Consider the following 14578-nt stretch of genomic DNA (forward strand, 5'->3'; position numbering starts at 1 on the left):
AATATTTTCATGATTAACGGCGCGAGCGCTCGTCAGAGCGCGTGCAAGTCGCCGTTTTGCGCGAATCGCGTGACGGCGATTCGGTCGGCGTATCGCATTCGATCGGGATGAAGTTCGTCGCAGAGGATGCGCGCGAGCGTCGCATCGCGAACCGAAAGCGAGGTGACGACGCCTGTCCGTCACCTCGTTCGAACGTGCGAGGTCAGATGCCGAGCTTGGACTTGAGCAACTCGTTGACGCTCTGCGGGTTGGCCTTGCCGCCGGATGCCTTCATCACCTGGCCGACGAACCAGCCGAGTGACTGCGGCTTGTCCTTGACCTGCGCCGCCTTGTCGGGATTGGCCGCGATGATGTCGTCGACAACCTTTTCGATCGCCGAAAGATCCGTGACCTGCTTCATGCCGCGGCTTTCGACCAGTGCGCGGGGATCGCCGCCCTCCTGCCAGACGATCTCGAACAGATCCTTGGCGATCTTGCCGGAGATCGTACCCTCGCCGATCAGGTCGATGATCCCTGAGAGCTGTGCGGCATCGACCGGAGAGTCCGTAATATCCCGGCCTTCCTTGTTGAGACGACCGAACAGCTCGTTGATGACCCAGTTCGCGGCGACCTTGCCGTCGCGCGCGCGGTTGGCGAGCTTCCCCAGCACGGTCTCGTAGAACACCGCGCTCTCGCGCTCGGCGACCAGCACGCTGGCGTCGTAGGCCGACAGGCCGAGATCCGCGACGAAGCGCGTCTTCTTCTGGTCCGGCAGCTCGGGGAGCTCAGCCGTCAACTCGTCGACGAAGCTTTGCGAAAACTCCAGCGGCAGCAGGTCGGGATCGGGGAAGTAGCGATAGTCGTGCGCCTCTTCCTTGGACCGCATCGACCGCGTCTCGCCCTTGTTGGGGTCGTAGAGCCGGGTCTCCTGGTCGATCGCGCCGCCGTCCTCGAGGATTTCGATCTGGCGCCGGGCCTCGTACTCGATCGCCTGGCCGATGAAGGTGATCGAGTTCATGTTCTTGATCTCGCAGCGGGTGCCCAGCGGCGCGCCGGGCTTGCGCACGGAGACGTTGACGTCGGCGCGCAAGGATCCCTTCTCCATGTCGCCGTCGCAGGTGCCGAGATAGCGCAGGATCGAGCGCAGCTTGGTCACATAGGCCTTGGCCTGCTCGGCATCGCGGATGTCGGGTTTCGACACGATCTCCATCAGCGCTACGCCGCAGCGGTTGAGATCGACATAGGACATGGTCGGCGACTGATCGTGCAGCAATTTGCCGGCGTCCTGTTCCAGATGCAGCCGCTCGATGCCGATCGTGGCGGTCCTGCCGCCGTCCAGTTCGACCACGACCTCGCCTTCGCCGACGATCGGCGACTTGTACTGGCTGATCTGGTAGCCCTGCGGCGAGTCCGGATAGAAATAGTTCTTCCGGTCGAACACCGAACGCAGATTGATCTGCGCGTTCAACCCGAGGCCGGTCCGGACAGCCTGTCTGACGCATTCCTCGTTGATCACAGGCAGCATGCCCGGCATCGCCGCGTCGACCAGCGACACGTGCGAGTTCGGCTCGCCGCCGAATGCGGTGGGGGCGCCGGAGAACAGCTTCGCGTTCGACGTCACCTGAGCGTGGACCTCCAGGCCGATGACCATCTCCCAGTCACCGGTTGAGCCCTTGAGAAGTTTGTGGGGTGCGTTCATGGCTTGCTCCCGAGCAGCGTGGCAGCGATCCGCTCCCACTCTGCCTGTAATGAATCCGTTGCCACGGGCTGGCCAGCCTGGCGATACCAATAGCCGGCATTGCCGAGGTCACCCTCGACGCGATGCAGGTAGGCGTGCACCCAGGCGGCCGCGCGGCCGCTCTCGTCCTGGACGATCTTGTGCGCCTCGTCCCAGTCGCCCTTGGCGGCCCACCACAGTGCGGCGAGCGGCGCGCTGAGATCCGGCGCCGGCGCGGCGCCGTCGAGGCTGGCGATATACGCCGCCATCTTCACCACCATTTCGCCGGCGTGAAGCGGCCGGCGGCCTGCTCGATCACCTCGCCGAGCGAGAACAGCGTCTCCTCGTCGAAGGGCCGGCCGATCAGCTGCAGGCCGAGCGGCAGGCCCTGCGCGTCCTTGCCGGCGGGCACGGCGATGCCCGGCAGGCCCGCCATGTTCACGGTCACCGTAAAGATGTCGTTGAGGTACATCTCGACCGGGTCCGCGCCGCCTTTCTCGCCGATGCCGAAGGCCGCCGACGGCGTCGCCGGCGTCAGGATCGCGTCGACGCCCTTGGCGAAGCAATCCTCAAAGTCCTTCTTGATCAGCGTGCGCACCTTCTGGGCGCGCAAATAATAGGCGTCGTAATAGCCGGCCGAGAGCACGTAGGTGCCGATCATGACGCGGCGCTTCACCTCAGCGCCAAAACCTTCGGCGCGGGTGTTCTCGTAGAGTTCGTTGATGTTCCGGCCCTGCTCGCGCAGGCCGAAGCGCACGCCGTCGTAGCGCGCGAGATTGGAGGACGCCTCCGCCGGCGCCACGATGTAATAGGCCGGCAGCGCGTATTTGGTGTGCGGCAGTGACACTTCGACGAGTTCGGCGCCGGCCGCTTTCAGCCAGGCCGCGCCCGCTTCCCAAAGCTTTTCGATCTCGGCCGGCATGCCGTCGAGACGGTATTCCTTGGGGATGCCGATCTTCATGCCCTTCACGGACTTGCCGATCGCAGCCTCGTAGTCCGGCACAGCCATATCGACCGAGGTCGTATCCTTGGGATCGTGGCCAGCCATCGAGCGCAGCAGCATCGCGGCATCGCGCGTGCTGCGCGCGATCGGACCAGCCTGGTCCAGCGAGGAGGCAAAGGCGACGATGCCCCAGCGCGAGCAGCGGCCATAGGTCGGCTTGATGCCGACGGTCGCGGTGAACGCCGCCGGCTGGCGGATCGAGCCGCCGGTATCGGTCGCGGTCGCGCCCATGCAGAGCAGAGCCGCCACGGCGGAGGCCGAGCCGCCAGACGAGCCGCCCGGCACCAGCGTCGTGTTGGAGCCATCACGCCGCCAGGGATTGCCGACCGGGCCGAAGCACGAGGTCTCGTTCGACGAGCCCATCGCGAACTCATCATTGTTGAGCTTGCCCAGCATCACCGCGCCGTCGCGCCACAGCTGCGAGGTGATCGTGGACTCGTAAGTCGGCACGAAGTTGCCGAGGATTTTCGAGCACGCCGTGGTGCGCACGCCCTTGGTCGCGAACAGGTCCTTGATCCCGAGCGGAATGCCGGCAAGCGGCCCCGCGTCACCCTTGGCGATCTTCTCGTCGACGGCCTTCGCCATGTCGCGCGCGCGGTCGGGCGTCTCCATGACGAAAGCATTGAGCACGCGGGCGGCTTCGATCGCGTTCAGATGCGCGTCGGTCAGCTCGAGGGACGTGAAAGTCTTTGCCGCGAGGCCCTTGCGGGCCTCCGTGAGCGTCAGCGATGTCAAATCGGTCATTTATTGATCGGGCTGCAGAAGAACGGAGACAGGGATTTGTCGTTGGCCGGGTCGTCTTTCTTGGTGGCCGCTTTCGCAGCCGCCTCGATCTCGTCGAGCACGGCATTGACGGCGACGTTGGGGTCGGCAGCCTTGCCCTGCCGCTCCATTTTGTCGAGATAGTTCATGTAAGCCTGATAGGCCTTCTCGTCGTCGCAAAGCATGCACATCGGACTTCGTCCTAAGACTCTTTAGTTTGACGCGTTTTCTTTCCGCGAACCGGCTTCCACTTCGCTCGAAAACGCTATGTAAATTACTCGACGACCTTCGGCACCAGAAAGAAGTGACCTTCGGTTGCAGGCGCGTTGGCAACGATATCGTCGGCGATCTCGCCGTCATTGACCACATCCTGCCGCTTTTTCATCTGCATCGGGGTGACCGAGGTCATCGGCTCCACGCCCTCGACATTGACCTCCGAGAGCTGCTCGACAAAGGCGAGCATGGCGTTGAGCTCGCCCTGCAGATGCGGAACCTCGCCCTCGGAAACCGCAATGCGCGCCAGATGCGCGATGCGGCGGACGGTAGCGGCGTCGACGGACATTATATAAGGCCTCTCACGGCAAAAACCTATGTGCCGTATAGCAGAGGCCGCTTTTGCGCCGCAACCGGCGCCAGCGCATGATCCGGAAAAGTGTGAAGCGGTTTTCCGAAAAGATCATGCGCAAACAAGAACCTAAAGCACGATGAGGCTTCACGCGAAGCTCATCGCGCTTTAGGGACCTATCCGCCCAGCGCCTTCATCCGGGCAAGCGCCGATTTGGCGAGATCGCGGGTCAATTCGGCTGCCGGGACCTCGCGGCCGAGGGCGATGGCCTGCCCGGCCCAGAGATTGGTGAAATCGACCCTGCCCTGCTTCTCCGCCGCCGCCTTCAGCGGTCCCAGCGCCGTTGCGGCATGGGGAAATGGCGGCGCGTCCGGCGAAATAGGGCCGGCCTCGCGCATCAGGCGGTTCTGGACGCCGCGCGCCGGCCGCCCGGTCATGACATTGGTGATGACAGTGGAATCATCCCGCCCCTCAGCGAGCGCCGCGCGGGCCGCCGCACTGACCTTGGATTCCGGACAGCGCAGATAGGCGCTTCCGATCTGCACGCCGGATGCGCCGAGCGCGAACGCCGCCGCGATGCCGCGGCCATCCGCGACGCCGCCGGCCGCAATCACCGGGACCTTCACCGCGTCGACCACCTGCGGCACCAGCGCAAAGGTGCCGGGCTGTTCCGAGATCTTGTCGGTCAGGAACATGCCGCGATGGCCGCCAGCCTCCGCGCCTTGTGCGATCACCGCATCAGCGCCGTGCTGCTCGAGCCAGACCGCTTCCTTCGCCGTCGTCGCCGAGGAGATGACGAGACATCCTGCCGCTTTGACCCGCTTGAGCAGCGCGGCCTCCGGCAGGCCGAAGTGGAAGCTGACGATCTCGGGCTTCAGCTCCTCCACGACCTCGCAGAAGCCGGCGTCGAACGGCGCGCGGTTCGCGGCATTGATGGGTGCGGCGGGATCGAGGCCATGCTCGCGGTAGTAGCCCGCAAGGCGCTGCTTCCAGCGCGTCTCCGCCTCGGCCGTGAGCTCGACCGGTGTGTGGCAGAAGAAGTTCATGTTGACCGGCGCGGAGACGCGCTGCCGGATGATGTTGACCTGCTCGCGCGCTTTCTCCGGCGACAGCATCGCGCTCGGCAGCGAGCCGAGGCCCCCGCCTTGCGCAACGGCGATCACCAGCTCCGCGTCCATCACGCCGGCCATCGGCGCCAGCACGATCGGGAATTCGGTCTTGAAGAGATCGATCAATCGACGGTTCGGCCACATGGTTGTTCTCTCGCAGTTTAGGCGGACACGCTGGAATTACGCCGGCCGGCTAGCAGTTGCTCGGCCTCGGTCGCGATCCGTTCGACGATTTCGGCGGCGGACGGAATATCATGGATCAGGCCGACGGCCTCGCCGGCAAAGACCGCGGCGACCTCGAAATTGCCCGCGGCCCTTGCCGCGGCAAATTCGACGGTCACCTCGGCGGCGCGCTGCATCAGCTCGACCTCGCGGCCGGTCCAGCGCCTGATATGATCGTTGACCAGCGTTCGCGCGGTGAACGGGGCCGGCCAGAACAGGCTGCGTGACCAGTCGACGATGACGCCACGCACCGTGTCATTGGGATCAGCGTCGCGAATGCGCTGCTTGGCTTCCTCCGCGCCATTGGCCTCCACGCTCGCATAGAAGCGCGTGCCGATCAGCACGCCGGAGGCGCCCAGCATCATCATCGCGGCGAGCCCGCGACCATCGGCAATTCCGCCGGCGGCAACCACCGGCACGCGGCCGGCCGTGAGATCGACGATCGCAGGTACGATATCGACGGTTGTGCGCGATGCGCCGTGGCCGCCGGCTTCGGTACCCTGCGCGATCAGGATGTCCGCACCGGCATCGAGCGCTTGCTTCGCCATGTCCTCGCTCTGCACCTGGCAGATCAAGCGCGCCCCGCACGCCCTGATGCGCGCTGCAAATGGTGCGGGATCGCCGAATGACAGCATGATCGCTTGCGGATTGGCGTCGAGTGCGATGTCGAGAAGTCTTGGCTGTCTTGCCAGGCTCCACGTGATGAAGCCGATACCGAACGAAGCAAAGCCGCTTAGTTGCCTGGTCTCGGCCTCGAGCCGTTCCTGATCGCCGTAGCCACCACCCAGGATCCCGAAGCCGCCGGCCTCGCTGACAGCCCGTGTCAGCCGGCTGCCGGCGATCGTGTCCATTGGAGCCAGCAGGATCGGATGTTTGATCCCCAGGAGCTGGGTCAGCGGCGTGGTGATCGGCATGGCTCCTCCGCTCTCGACACAAACATTAGTTCAGAATACCATTCTCTAAAATTGAATTCTAACGAACGCTACCATCTCAAAAGCGAAACGATGTTATGGAACTCAGCGACATCCAGACCTTCGCCGCCGTCGCCCGGACCGGAGGCATCACCCGCGCGGCCGAAGAGCTCAACACGGTGCAGTCGAACGTCACCCAGCGCGTGAAGGCACTGGAAGCCGAGATCGGCACGCCGCTGTTCGAACGCCATAGCCGCGGCATGACCCTGACCGGCGCGGGCAAGCGCCTTTTGCCTTACGCGCAACGGATGTCCGCACTAGCGCGCGAGGCCGTGCTCGCGGCCTGCGACGACGGCGAGCCCAAGGGACCGCTCGCGATCGGCTCGATGGAAACGACCGCAGCGGTGCGGCTGCCGCCGCTGTTGGCCGATTATCATCGCCGCTTTCCCGCCGTCCGGCTGAGCCTGCGCACCGCGCCCACCGCCGACCTCGTCGCCTGCGTGCTCGAAGGCACGCTCGACGGCGCCTTCGTCGCAGGTCCGATCGTGCATTCCGATCTTACCGCGACAAGCGCGTTCCGCGAAGAGCTGGTGCTGGTCAGTGCGCGGCGCTGGGCCACGCTCGCCGAGCTGCGCGCCGGCACGCCGGACTCGGGCCCGACCGCACTGACGTTCCGCACGGGCTGCACCTACCGCCAGCGGCTGGAACAAATCTTTGTCGAGTTCGGCTGGCCGTCAGCCGCACGCTTCGAACTCGGCACGCTCGACGGCATGATCGGCTGTGTCGCCGCCGACATGGGCGTGACACTGCTGCCACGCGCCGTGGTCGAACGCAGTGCGATCAACGGCAGCGTCTCGATCCACGCGCTGAGCCATTCGCACGCGCAGGTCGAGACGCTCTTCATCCAGCGTCGTGCCGGACATCAAACCAGTGCACTGAACGGGTTTGCCGCCTGCCTGAAGCAAGACGACGACGTCATCGCGGCCTGAGATGCCAGCGCCGCAGCGCCACGACGGCCCAGATCGCCTCGACCACGCCAAACGGCCAGGCCCCTTGCAGGAAGCCGTAAGCCGAACCGAGCACGCAGGCCATTGCGAACATCAGCACGAACCAGTGGCTGCGGTCTTCCAGGGCGTAAGCGACCAGCATCGCTGTCACGGCGAGCAAGCCGAATAATGTCAGCGCATCCATGTTCCGGGTTCACTCCGTAGCGCGACGCGTGATATGCGCTAACACCATGCCGGCTCTTATCCTGCCTCTCGTCGATGCTGCAACCCACTGGCCCGAACGCGGCGGGTTGGTCGGCCTTGATCTCGGCACCAAGACAATTGGCGTTGCCGTCTCCAATCCAGACCGCCGGTTAGCTACCGGCGTCGAAACGATCCAGCGCAAGGCGTTCAAGCAGGATGCCGCCCGGCTGCTCGCGATCGCCAGTGAACGCAAGGCCGTCGGCTTCGTGCTCGGCCTGCCCATCAACATGGACGGCAGCGAGGGCCCGCGCGCGCAATCGACCCGGGCGTTTGCCCGCAACCTCGCCGGCCTGACCGCGCTGCCCATCGGCCTCTGGGACGAGCGTCTGTCGACCGCCGCTGTCGAGCGCGAACTGATCGGCATGGACGTCAGCCGCGCCAAGCGCGCCGAAGTGATCGACGAGCACGCCGCGATCTTCATCCTGCAAGGCGCGCTCGACCGCCTCGCCAATTTGCGCGCAGCCCCGGGGCCTGACTGATCCATGGCCGTCGTGATCGCGGCGCTCCTCCCCGTCTTTATCCTGATCGTGCTCGGCGTGGTGCTGAAGCGCACCCTGATGCGGCTCGATACGCAATGGAACGGGCTTGAGCGGCTGACCTATTTCGTGCTGTTTCCGATGCTGCTGATCCAGACGCTGGTGAAGGCCGACCTGTCCAAGGTCCCGGTCGCAGGCGTCGGCGGCGCGCTGCTGCTGTCGGCGCTCGCGATGTCGCTGCTCTGCCTCGCGCTCCGCCCCGCCCTGTCGCGGCTCGATATCGACGGCCCCGCCTTCACCTCGATCTTCCAGGGCGCGATCCGCTGGCAGACCTATGTGGCGCTGTCCGTCTCCGCCAATATGTTCGGCGAGGTCGGGCTGGCGCTCGCCTCCGTCGCGATGGTGGCAATCATTCCGCTGGTCAACGTCCTCAGCGTCGCGGTGCTCGCGCACTACGCAGCGCCGAAGAAGCAATCCGCGCGCACCGTTGTCATGACGGTTGTCCGCAATCCCCTGATCTGGGCCTGCGTGATCGGGCTCGTCGTCAACGTCATCCACCTGCCATTGCCGAAGATCTGGCATGAGGTGGCGGACGCACTCGGCCGCTCCTCGCTCGCCATCGGCCTGCTCGTCACCGGCGCCGGACTGCATCTTGAAGGCCTGCTCCGTCCCAGCGCGGGCGCGGCTATCGGCGTGGTGTTCAAGCTGGTGCTGATGCCCGTGGTCGCGCTGGTGCTCGCCGTCTGGTTCGGACTATCCGGCGACAGCCTCGCGATCGTCGCGATCTGCGCCGCGGTGCCGACCTCCACCAGCGCCTATGTGCTGGCCCGCCAGATGGGCGGCGATGCCCCGCTGCTGGCGCAGATCATCACGCTGCAGACGATTTTGGCGGCGATCACGATGCCGATCGCGATCGCGCTGGTGGCCTAACTCCCGAGCCACATCGTCAGCACCACTGCCGTCAGATTGTTCAGCGCGTGCAGCACGATCGTGAGCCAGAGCGAGCTGCTGCGGTAGCGCATGTAGCCGAACCACAGGCCGATGGAGAAGACCTCGGCGAGGAAGTACAGGTCGTATTGCAGATGCACGACCGTCCACACCAGCGACGACAGGATGATGGCGCCGGGCACGCGCAGGAAGCTCGCCGACCAGCCGCGAAACAGAAAGCCGCGGGCGAGGACCTCTTCGGACATCGGCGCGGCCACGCTGAAGGCGAACAGCAGCATCAATGCCGCGCCCTTGTCGCGGCCGGATTTCAACAGGTCGGTCATGAAGCCAGGCGTCGCCTCGCGGCCCAGACTCCGCGACATCGTCTCCCAGGCGACCACGATCAGGATCAGCCCGACGGCGCCGAACAGGAGTTGCTTCCAGGACGGCCAATAGAACGCGAGATAGTCGACGAAGGAGGCTTTCTTGATGCGGATGGCCAGCCACACCGCGGCCATCGTCGCCGGCAGGCCCATCGTGACCGAAAACGCGAGCGACGCCGGCTCGCGACCGATGTGCTGCATCGATGCGAGGTCGATTGGGTCACGGGCGACCCAGACCAGATAGACGATGGCCCCGATCTGCCCGACGAACATGGCTGCGAAGATGGCGATGCCCCACAGCGCCGTGCCCCAGAACTTCCAGACTCGCGGCGGCGCCGGCGTCTCGGTGAGCGGCGGCAGATCGGGATTGAGGGAGTCCATCAGGAGGCTTTCGTTTGGCAGGCTCACGGCAGCGCCCGCTCCAGCAGCGTGCGCACGTCGCCGCTCTCGAGCTCGACCGCGCCGTACATGCTGGCGTGGTTCGTGGCGAGGCGCGTGGCCGCGAACAGTTCTGCTTGACGCGGTGACACGCCGTTGAGCGCGGCGGCGGCCGCAAGCAGCGCCAGCTTCTCGACCGCAAGGCGCGCTACGCGCTCGCCATCCGGGCGGCCGAAGCTCTTGCCGATGAATCCCGCCGTCTCGCCTGCCCCTGGCAGACTTTTGGTCTCGGCAGCAAGCGCTTGCAGGACCGACATCGCTGCCTCCGGCTCGCGCGAGAGCGCGCGCAGCACGTCGAGACACATGACGTTGCCCGAGCCCTCCCAGATCGCGTTGACCGGCGACTCCCGGTAGTGCCGCGCCAGAATGCCGTCCTCGACATAGCCGTTGCCGCCGAGGCATTCCATGGCTTCGTAGAGAAACGGCGGCGCGCTCTTGCAGGTCCAGTATTTGATCGCAGGCGTCAGCAGCCGCATGTAGGCGGCTTCCGCCGGATCGAGCGGCGTCCGATCGAAGGCGCGGCAGAGCCGCATCACCACAGCCGTGCTCGCCTCCACATGCAGCGCCATGTCCGAGAGTACCGCCTGCATCAGCGGCTGATCGGCGAGATGTCTCTGGAACACGCTGCGGTGCCGGGTGTGATGCAGCGCGTGGGCGAGCCCCGAGCGCATCAGGCCGACCGAGGCGATCGCGCAATCCTGCCGCGTCAGTTGCACCATCTGGATGATGGTACGGATGCCCTTGCCCTCATCGCCGACGGCTTCCGCATAGGCACCGACGAACTCGACCTCGGATGACGCGTTGGAGCGGTTGCCGAGCTTGTCCTTCAGCCGCTGGAACTGGATCGCGTTCACCGAACCGCCCGGCGCGAAGCGCGGCATGAAGAAACAGGTCAGTCCCTGGTCCGCCTGCGCGAGCACCAGGAAGGCATCGCACATCGGCGCCGACATGAACCATTTGTGGCCGGTGATGCGGTAGGCGCCTCCGTCGCGCACCGCGCGCGTCATGTTGGCGCGCACGTCGGTACCGCCCTGCTTCTCGGTCATGCCCATGCCGAGCGTCATACCGCGCTTCTCCCACCACGGCGCGAAGGTGGGATCGTAGCTTTTCGTCGACAGCACCGGCATCACCTTGGCGAGCAGATCAGGCTGCATCGCCAGCGCCGCCACGGAGGCGCGCGTCATCGTGATCGGGCAGAGATGGCCGGTCTCGACCTGCGAGGCCATGTAGAATTTCGCCGCGCGGACCACCTCGGCGGCATCGCCCGCGGGTCTTCCATCCGCGGTCCAAGTCGAATTGTGCACGCCGGCACGGGCGCTGCGGGCCATCAGTTCGTGATAGGCCGGATGAAACTCGACCTGGTCGCGCCGATTGCCCTTGGCATCGAAGGTGCGCAGCTTCGGCGTGTTCTCGTTCGCGACGCGTCCCCGATCGGCCATCGCAGCCGAGCCCCAATGCTTGCCGAACTCCGAGAGCTCCGGTTCCGCCGCCGCAGCGCCATTGACCCTGACCGCCGCGACCAGCGGCTGGTCCGCGGCGAAGAGATCGACGTCCTCGAACGGCGGTGACTGGTTGAAGACCTCGTGGGTCGCGAAGCTGGGCTGGGTCATCTCGTGTCCTCGGCGCGGAATCAGTTCCGCCGCGGCTGGATCGGGAAATCATACGGCGCACCGCCCGCTCCCGGCAGCGAAAAGTGCCACCACTCCTTCGCATAGTTCACAAAGCCTTGCCTCGCCATCGCAGCCACCAGCCGCTTGCGCCAGGCGCGCTGATCCGGACTGATCGTCGATGCGGCGGTGTGCCCTTTCACGTCGGTGCAGTCATAGCCCGTGCCCATGTCGACGCTGCCCTCCGGCAATCGCGCCTCGACCGGCGCCGTGCAATCAGCGTAGGACTTTGACGGGTCGTATTTGCCTGAATTGTCCGCCTTGAGATCGACCAGCGTGAGATCGAGCGCCGCGCCCGTCGAATGCTGCGAGCGGCTTGCGATGTAGCCGAGGCGGAACAGCTCGGTCTTGGGAATTTTGGGATTGTAGCGCCGCTCGGCGGCCGTCTCGTGGCCGTTCTGCGACCACCTGACCATGTCGAGCGAGGCCCGCGCCGGCCGGTAGCAGTCGAACATTTTCAGCGAGAGATTTTGCGCCGCCAGTTCCTGCTGGACCGCCTTCAGCCGCAGCCCAACCTCCCGCTTCACCACGCATTCGCCCGCGCCGTAGCCGGCGAGCGGACGGCCGACGAAATTGTTCGAGGTGGCATAGCGGATGTCCTGGATGATGCTGGGGTCGATATCGTGCAAATAGACGAAACCGCCGGGAAGCGATTGGGCGTGGGCTGACGACACTATGGTTATGGCTATGGCCGCAATTACAAGTGATCTCACAATATCCCTCCGCATCGTCATGGCCGGGCTTGTCCCGGCCATCCACGCCCTTTTTGCGCCGAGCGTGCAAGAACGTGGATGCCCGGGACAAGCCCGGGCATGACGGAGGAAGGAGCACTACCGGGGGATAACTCCCCGCCCGGGCTTTGGCCCTTGCCCCCCCCGCCATCCCCGCCTATAGCTCTCGCTTTAATGACATCGAAATCGACCTTCGTCCTCGGCCACCGGCATTTGCTGGGCATCGAGGGCCTTTCCGCGGCCGACATTACCGGCCTCCTCGACCTGTCCGAAGAATATGTCGAGCTCAACCGCCAGGTTGACAAGAAGCGCACCGTCCTGCGTGGACGGACGCAGGTGAACCTCTTCTTCGAGGCTTCCACCCGGACCCAATCCTCGTTCGAGCTCGCCGGCAAACGGCTGGGCGCCGATGTCATGAACATGTCGGTGTCCTCCTCGTCCATCAAAAAGGGCGAGACGCTGGTCGACACCGCCATGACGCTCAACGCCATGCATCCGGATATCCTGGTGGTGCGCCATCACGCCTCCGGCGCGGTGGAACTGCTGGCCCGCAAGGTCGACGGTTCCGTGATCAATGCCGGCGACGGCGCGCATGAGCATCCGACACAAGCCCTGCTCGACGCGCTGACCATCCGCCGCAACAAGGGCCGGCTTGAGGGCCTAGTCGTCGCGATCTGCGGCGACGTGCTGCATTCGCGCGTGGCCCGCTCCAACATCATCCTGCTCAACGCGATGGGCGCCCGCGTCCGCGTCGTCGGCCCCTCCACGCTGCTGCCGCCCGGCATCGAGCGGATGGGCGTCGAGGTCGCGCGCGACATGCGCGAGGGACTCAACGGCGCCGACATCGTCATGATGTTGCGGCTCCAGCGCGAGCGCATGAACGGCTCCTTCGTGCCGTCGACTTCCGAGTATTTCCACTATTTCGGGCTGGACCAGAAGAAGCTCGCCTACGCCAAGCCAGACGCCCTCGTCATGCATCCCGGCCCCATGAACCGCGGCGTCGAGATCGACACCGCGGTCGCGGACGGCGCGCAGTCCCTGATTCGCGAACAGGTGGAGATGGGCGTGGCCGTGCGCATGGCGGTGCTGGAAGCGCTCGCCCGCAACCTGCCGAACGCGTGATGCTCATGTTGACCGACCGCCGACCCATCCTGCTTGCCAATGCCCGCGTCGTCGACCCCAGCAGGGATTTCGATGGCCCCGGCGATGTCCTGATTGCCGACGGCATCATCCGGGAGACCCGCCGCGGCATTGGCGCTGCCGGCGTCCCCGAGGGCACCGACGTCGTCAACTGCGCCGGCAAGATCGTCGCACCCGGCCTGATCGACATGCGCGCCTTCGTCGGCGAGCCCGGCTTCAGCCATCGCGAGACCTTTGCGTCCGCGAGCCAGGCGGCTGCGACCGGCGGCATCACCACCATCATTTGCCAGCCCGATACCCTGCCGGTGATCGACAACTCGGCGACCGTCGACTTCGTGATGCGTCGCGCCCGTGACACCGCGATCGTCAACATCCAGCCGATGGCGGCGCTGACCAAGGGAATGCACGGCGAGGAGATGACCGAGTTCGGCCTCCTCAAGGCGGCCGGCGCGATCGCCTTCAGCGACTGCGACAAGAGCGTGAGCAATGCGCAGGTGATGCGCCGCGCGTTGACCTACGCGCGCGATTTCGACGCGCTGATCGTGCACTACACCGAGGATCGCGATCTCGTCGGCGAAGGCGTGATGAACGAGGGCGAGTTCGCCTCGCGGCTGGGCCTGATGGGCATCCCGAACGCGGCGGAGGCCGTGATGCTGGAGCGCGACATGCGCCTGGTCGCGCTCACCGGCGGCCGCTATCACGCGGCGTCGCTGACCTGCATCGAGTCGCTCGACGTGCTCAAGCGCGCCCGCGACGCCGGCCTCGCCGTGACGGCCTCAGCCTCGATCAACCACCTTGCGCTGAACGAGAACGACATCGGCCCTTACCGTTCGTTCCTGAAGCTGTCGCCGCCGCTGCGCACCGAGGACGACCGCCGCGCGCTGGTCGCCGCCGTCGCCTCCGGCCTCGTCGACGTCATCATGTCCGACCACAACCCGCAGGACGTCGAGGTCAAGCGCCTGCCTTTCGCAGAAGCAGCCCCCGGCGCCATCGGGCTGGAGACCATGCTCCCGGCTGGCCTGCGCCTCGTGCACAATGACGAATTGGACCTCAAGACGCTGATCCGGGCGATGTCGACCCGGCCGGCCGAGATTTTGGGATTGCCTGGCGGAACCCTGCGCACGGGCAGCCCCGCCGACGTCATCGTGATCGACCCCGATGTGCCCTGGGTGGTCGATCCCGCCGACCTCAAATCGCCCTGCAAGAACACCCCGTTCGACGAGGCCCGCTTTACAGGCCGCGTGGTGCGCACCATTGTCGGCGGGCGGACAGTGTACGAGCATGTCTGACGTGCGGAG

16 protein-coding genes are annotated in these 14578 nt (G+C 65.7%); 5 read left to right on the plus strand and 11 right to left on the minus strand.

The genetic code is table 11. The features are described from left to right. Positions 1–202: 202 nt before the first annotated feature. From gatB to ACIPUD_RS26540, 7 genes are all read right to left on the minus strand, one after another. Positions 203–1678 carry an Asp-tRNA(Asn)/Glu-tRNA(Gln) amidotransferase subunit GatB gene (gene gatB, locus ACIPUD_RS26510; RefSeq protein ID WP_446481832.1) on the minus strand — a complete coding sequence of 492 codons (1476 nt, stop codon included), beginning with the start codon at positions 1676–1678 and terminating at the stop codon, positions 203–205. Next, the gene (locus ACIPUD_RS26515; RefSeq protein ID WP_446481833.1) at positions 1675–1977 is read right to left on the minus strand and encodes a hypothetical protein; all 303 of its coding nucleotides are present in this window, start codon (positions 1975–1977) and stop codon (positions 1675–1677) included. The genes gatB and ACIPUD_RS26515 overlap by 4 nt, the downstream gene beginning before the upstream one ends. After that, positions 1968–3443: an Asp-tRNA(Asn)/Glu-tRNA(Gln) amidotransferase subunit GatA gene (gene gatA, locus ACIPUD_RS26520; protein WP_446481834.1), complete on the minus strand. Its 1476-nt coding sequence runs from the start codon at positions 3441–3443 to the stop codon at positions 1968–1970. Before gatA ends, ACIPUD_RS26515 begins: the two co-directional genes overlap by 10 nt. Beyond that, the gene (locus ACIPUD_RS26525) at positions 3440–3652 is read right to left on the minus strand and encodes a hypothetical protein (protein ID WP_085351414.1); all 213 of its coding nucleotides are present in this window, start codon (positions 3650–3652) and stop codon (positions 3440–3442) included. Before ACIPUD_RS26525 ends, gatA begins: the two co-directional genes overlap by 4 nt. 83 nt (positions 3653–3735) lie before the next feature. Beyond that, positions 3736–4023 carry an Asp-tRNA(Asn)/Glu-tRNA(Gln) amidotransferase subunit GatC gene (gatC, locus tag ACIPUD_RS26530; RefSeq protein ID WP_007611211.1) on the minus strand — a complete coding sequence of 96 codons (288 nt, stop codon included), beginning with the start codon at positions 4021–4023 and terminating at the stop codon, positions 3736–3738. A gap of 179 nt (positions 4024–4202) precedes the next feature. After that, positions 4203–5279: an NAD(P)H-dependent flavin oxidoreductase gene (locus tag ACIPUD_RS26535; RefSeq protein ID WP_085357373.1), complete on the minus strand. Its 1077-nt coding sequence runs from the start codon at positions 5277–5279 to the stop codon at positions 4203–4205. A gap of 17 nt (positions 5280–5296) precedes the next feature. Next, positions 5297–6271 carry an NAD(P)H-dependent flavin oxidoreductase gene (locus ACIPUD_RS26540; protein ID WP_085357372.1) on the minus strand — a complete coding sequence of 325 codons (975 nt, stop codon included), beginning with the start codon at positions 6269–6271 and terminating at the stop codon, positions 5297–5299. A gap of 95 nt (positions 6272–6366) precedes the next feature. Here ACIPUD_RS26540 and ACIPUD_RS26545 point away from each other — a divergent pair, with 95 nt between their 5' ends. Next, positions 6367–7257, plus strand: coding sequence for a LysR family transcriptional regulator (locus ACIPUD_RS26545; RefSeq protein ID WP_085357371.1), 891 nt, complete (start codon positions 6367–6369; stop codon positions 7255–7257). Here the strand turns inward: ACIPUD_RS26545 and ACIPUD_RS26550 are convergent. Then, complete coding sequence (locus ACIPUD_RS26550) at positions 7244–7459, minus strand: hypothetical protein (protein WP_446481835.1); 216 nt, start codon at positions 7457–7459, stop codon at positions 7244–7246. The genes ACIPUD_RS26545 and ACIPUD_RS26550 overlap by 14 nt on opposite strands. Before the next feature lie 46 nt (positions 7460–7505). Between ACIPUD_RS26550 and ruvX the strand changes: the two genes are divergently transcribed. Both ruvX and ACIPUD_RS26560 read left to right on the plus strand, forming a co-directional pair. Further along, positions 7506–7997: a Holliday junction resolvase RuvX gene (gene ruvX, locus ACIPUD_RS26555; protein ID WP_007603328.1), complete on the plus strand. Its 492-nt coding sequence runs from the start codon at positions 7506–7508 to the stop codon at positions 7995–7997. Positions 7998–8000: 3 nt separating this feature from the next. Beyond that, positions 8001–8924 carry an AEC family transporter gene (locus ACIPUD_RS26560; RefSeq protein ID WP_085357369.1) on the plus strand — a complete coding sequence of 308 codons (924 nt, stop codon included), beginning with the start codon at positions 8001–8003 and terminating at the stop codon, positions 8922–8924. Here ACIPUD_RS26560 and ACIPUD_RS26565 read toward each other — a convergent pair. Genes ACIPUD_RS26565 through ACIPUD_RS26575 form a run of 3 tightly spaced genes read right to left on the minus strand, consistent with a single transcriptional unit; the run spans position 8921 to position 12137 of the window. Next, a complete protein-coding gene (locus ACIPUD_RS26565) occupies positions 8921–9685 on the minus strand; it encodes a CPBP family intramembrane glutamic endopeptidase (RefSeq protein WP_085351451.1) in 765 nt (254 codons plus the stop codon). The two genes, ACIPUD_RS26560 and ACIPUD_RS26565, sit on opposite strands and share 4 nt — an antisense overlap. A gap of 23 nt (positions 9686–9708) precedes the next feature. After that, on the minus strand, positions 9709–11352 hold the full coding sequence (locus tag ACIPUD_RS26570; protein ID WP_446481836.1) for an acyl-CoA dehydrogenase family protein: 1644 nt from the start codon (positions 11350–11352) through the stop codon (positions 9709–9711). Positions 11353–11372: 20 nt separating this feature from the next. Then, the gene (locus ACIPUD_RS26575) at positions 11373–12137 is read right to left on the minus strand and encodes a M15 family metallopeptidase (RefSeq protein ID WP_425304751.1); all 765 of its coding nucleotides are present in this window, start codon (positions 12135–12137) and stop codon (positions 11373–11375) included. A gap of 177 nt (positions 12138–12314) precedes the next feature. Here ACIPUD_RS26575 and ACIPUD_RS26580 point away from each other — a divergent pair, with 177 nt between their 5' ends. After that, a complete protein-coding gene (locus ACIPUD_RS26580) occupies positions 12315–13262 on the plus strand; it encodes an aspartate carbamoyltransferase catalytic subunit (RefSeq protein WP_007603315.1) in 948 nt (315 codons plus the stop codon). Beyond that, positions 13262–14569, plus strand: coding sequence for a dihydroorotase (locus ACIPUD_RS26585; RefSeq protein WP_018458321.1), 1308 nt, complete (start codon positions 13262–13264; stop codon positions 14567–14569). Before ACIPUD_RS26580 ends, ACIPUD_RS26585 begins: the two co-directional genes overlap by 1 nt. Positions 14570–14578 lie beyond the last annotated feature (9 nt).

The organism is Bradyrhizobium sp. CAR08, from assembly GCF_052871955.1.

Excerpts from the sequence above, each read along its gene's own strand:
- ACIPUD_RS26545 (WP_085357371.1), top strand. The coding sequence starts at position 6,367 with ATGGAACTCAGCGACATCCAGACCTTCGCCGCCGTCGCCCGGACCGGA.
- ACIPUD_RS26515 (WP_446481833.1), bottom strand. The coding sequence starts at position 1,977 with ATGGTGGTGAAGATGGCGGCGTATATCGCCAGCCTCGACGGCGCCGCG.
- ACIPUD_RS26540 (WP_085357372.1), bottom strand. The coding sequence starts at position 6,271 with ATGCCGATCACCACGCCGCTGACCCAGCTCCTGGGGATCAAACATCCG.
- ACIPUD_RS26565 (WP_085351451.1), bottom strand. The coding sequence starts at position 9,685 with ATGGACTCCCTCAATCCCGATCTGCCGCCGCTCACCGAGACGCCGGCG.
- ACIPUD_RS26535 (WP_085357373.1), bottom strand. The coding sequence starts at position 5,279 with ATGTGGCCGAACCGTCGATTGATCGATCTCTTCAAGACCGAATTCCCG.
- gatA (WP_446481834.1), bottom strand. The coding sequence starts at position 3,443 with ATGACCGATTTGACATCGCTGACGCTCACGGAGGCCCGCAAGGGCCTC.
- ACIPUD_RS26575 (WP_425304751.1), bottom strand. The coding sequence starts at position 12,137 with ATGCGGAGGGATATTGTGAGATCACTTGTAATTGCGGCCATAGCCATA.
- ACIPUD_RS26570 (WP_446481836.1), bottom strand. The coding sequence starts at position 11,352 with ATGACCCAGCCCAGCTTCGCGACCCACGAGGTCTTCAACCAGTCACCG.
- ACIPUD_RS26560 (WP_085357369.1), top strand. The coding sequence starts at position 8,001 with ATGGCCGTCGTGATCGCGGCGCTCCTCCCCGTCTTTATCCTGATCGTG.
- ACIPUD_RS26580 (WP_007603315.1), top strand. The coding sequence starts at position 12,315 with ATGACATCGAAATCGACCTTCGTCCTCGGCCACCGGCATTTGCTGGGC.
- gatB (WP_446481832.1), bottom strand. The coding sequence starts at position 1,678 with ATGAACGCACCCCACAAACTTCTCAAGGGCTCAACCGGTGACTGGGAG.
- ACIPUD_RS26550 (WP_446481835.1), bottom strand. The coding sequence starts at position 7,459 with ATGGATGCGCTGACATTATTCGGCTTGCTCGCCGTGACAGCGATGCTG.
- ruvX (WP_007603328.1), top strand. The coding sequence starts at position 7,506 with ATGCCGGCTCTTATCCTGCCTCTCGTCGATGCTGCAACCCACTGGCCC.
- gatC (WP_007611211.1), bottom strand. The coding sequence starts at position 4,023 with ATGTCCGTCGACGCCGCTACCGTCCGCCGCATCGCGCATCTGGCGCGC.
- ACIPUD_RS26585 (WP_018458321.1), top strand. The coding sequence starts at position 13,262 with ATGCTCATGTTGACCGACCGCCGACCCATCCTGCTTGCCAATGCCCGC.
- ACIPUD_RS26525 (WP_085351414.1), bottom strand. The coding sequence starts at position 3,652 with ATGTGCATGCTTTGCGACGACGAGAAGGCCTATCAGGCTTACATGAAC.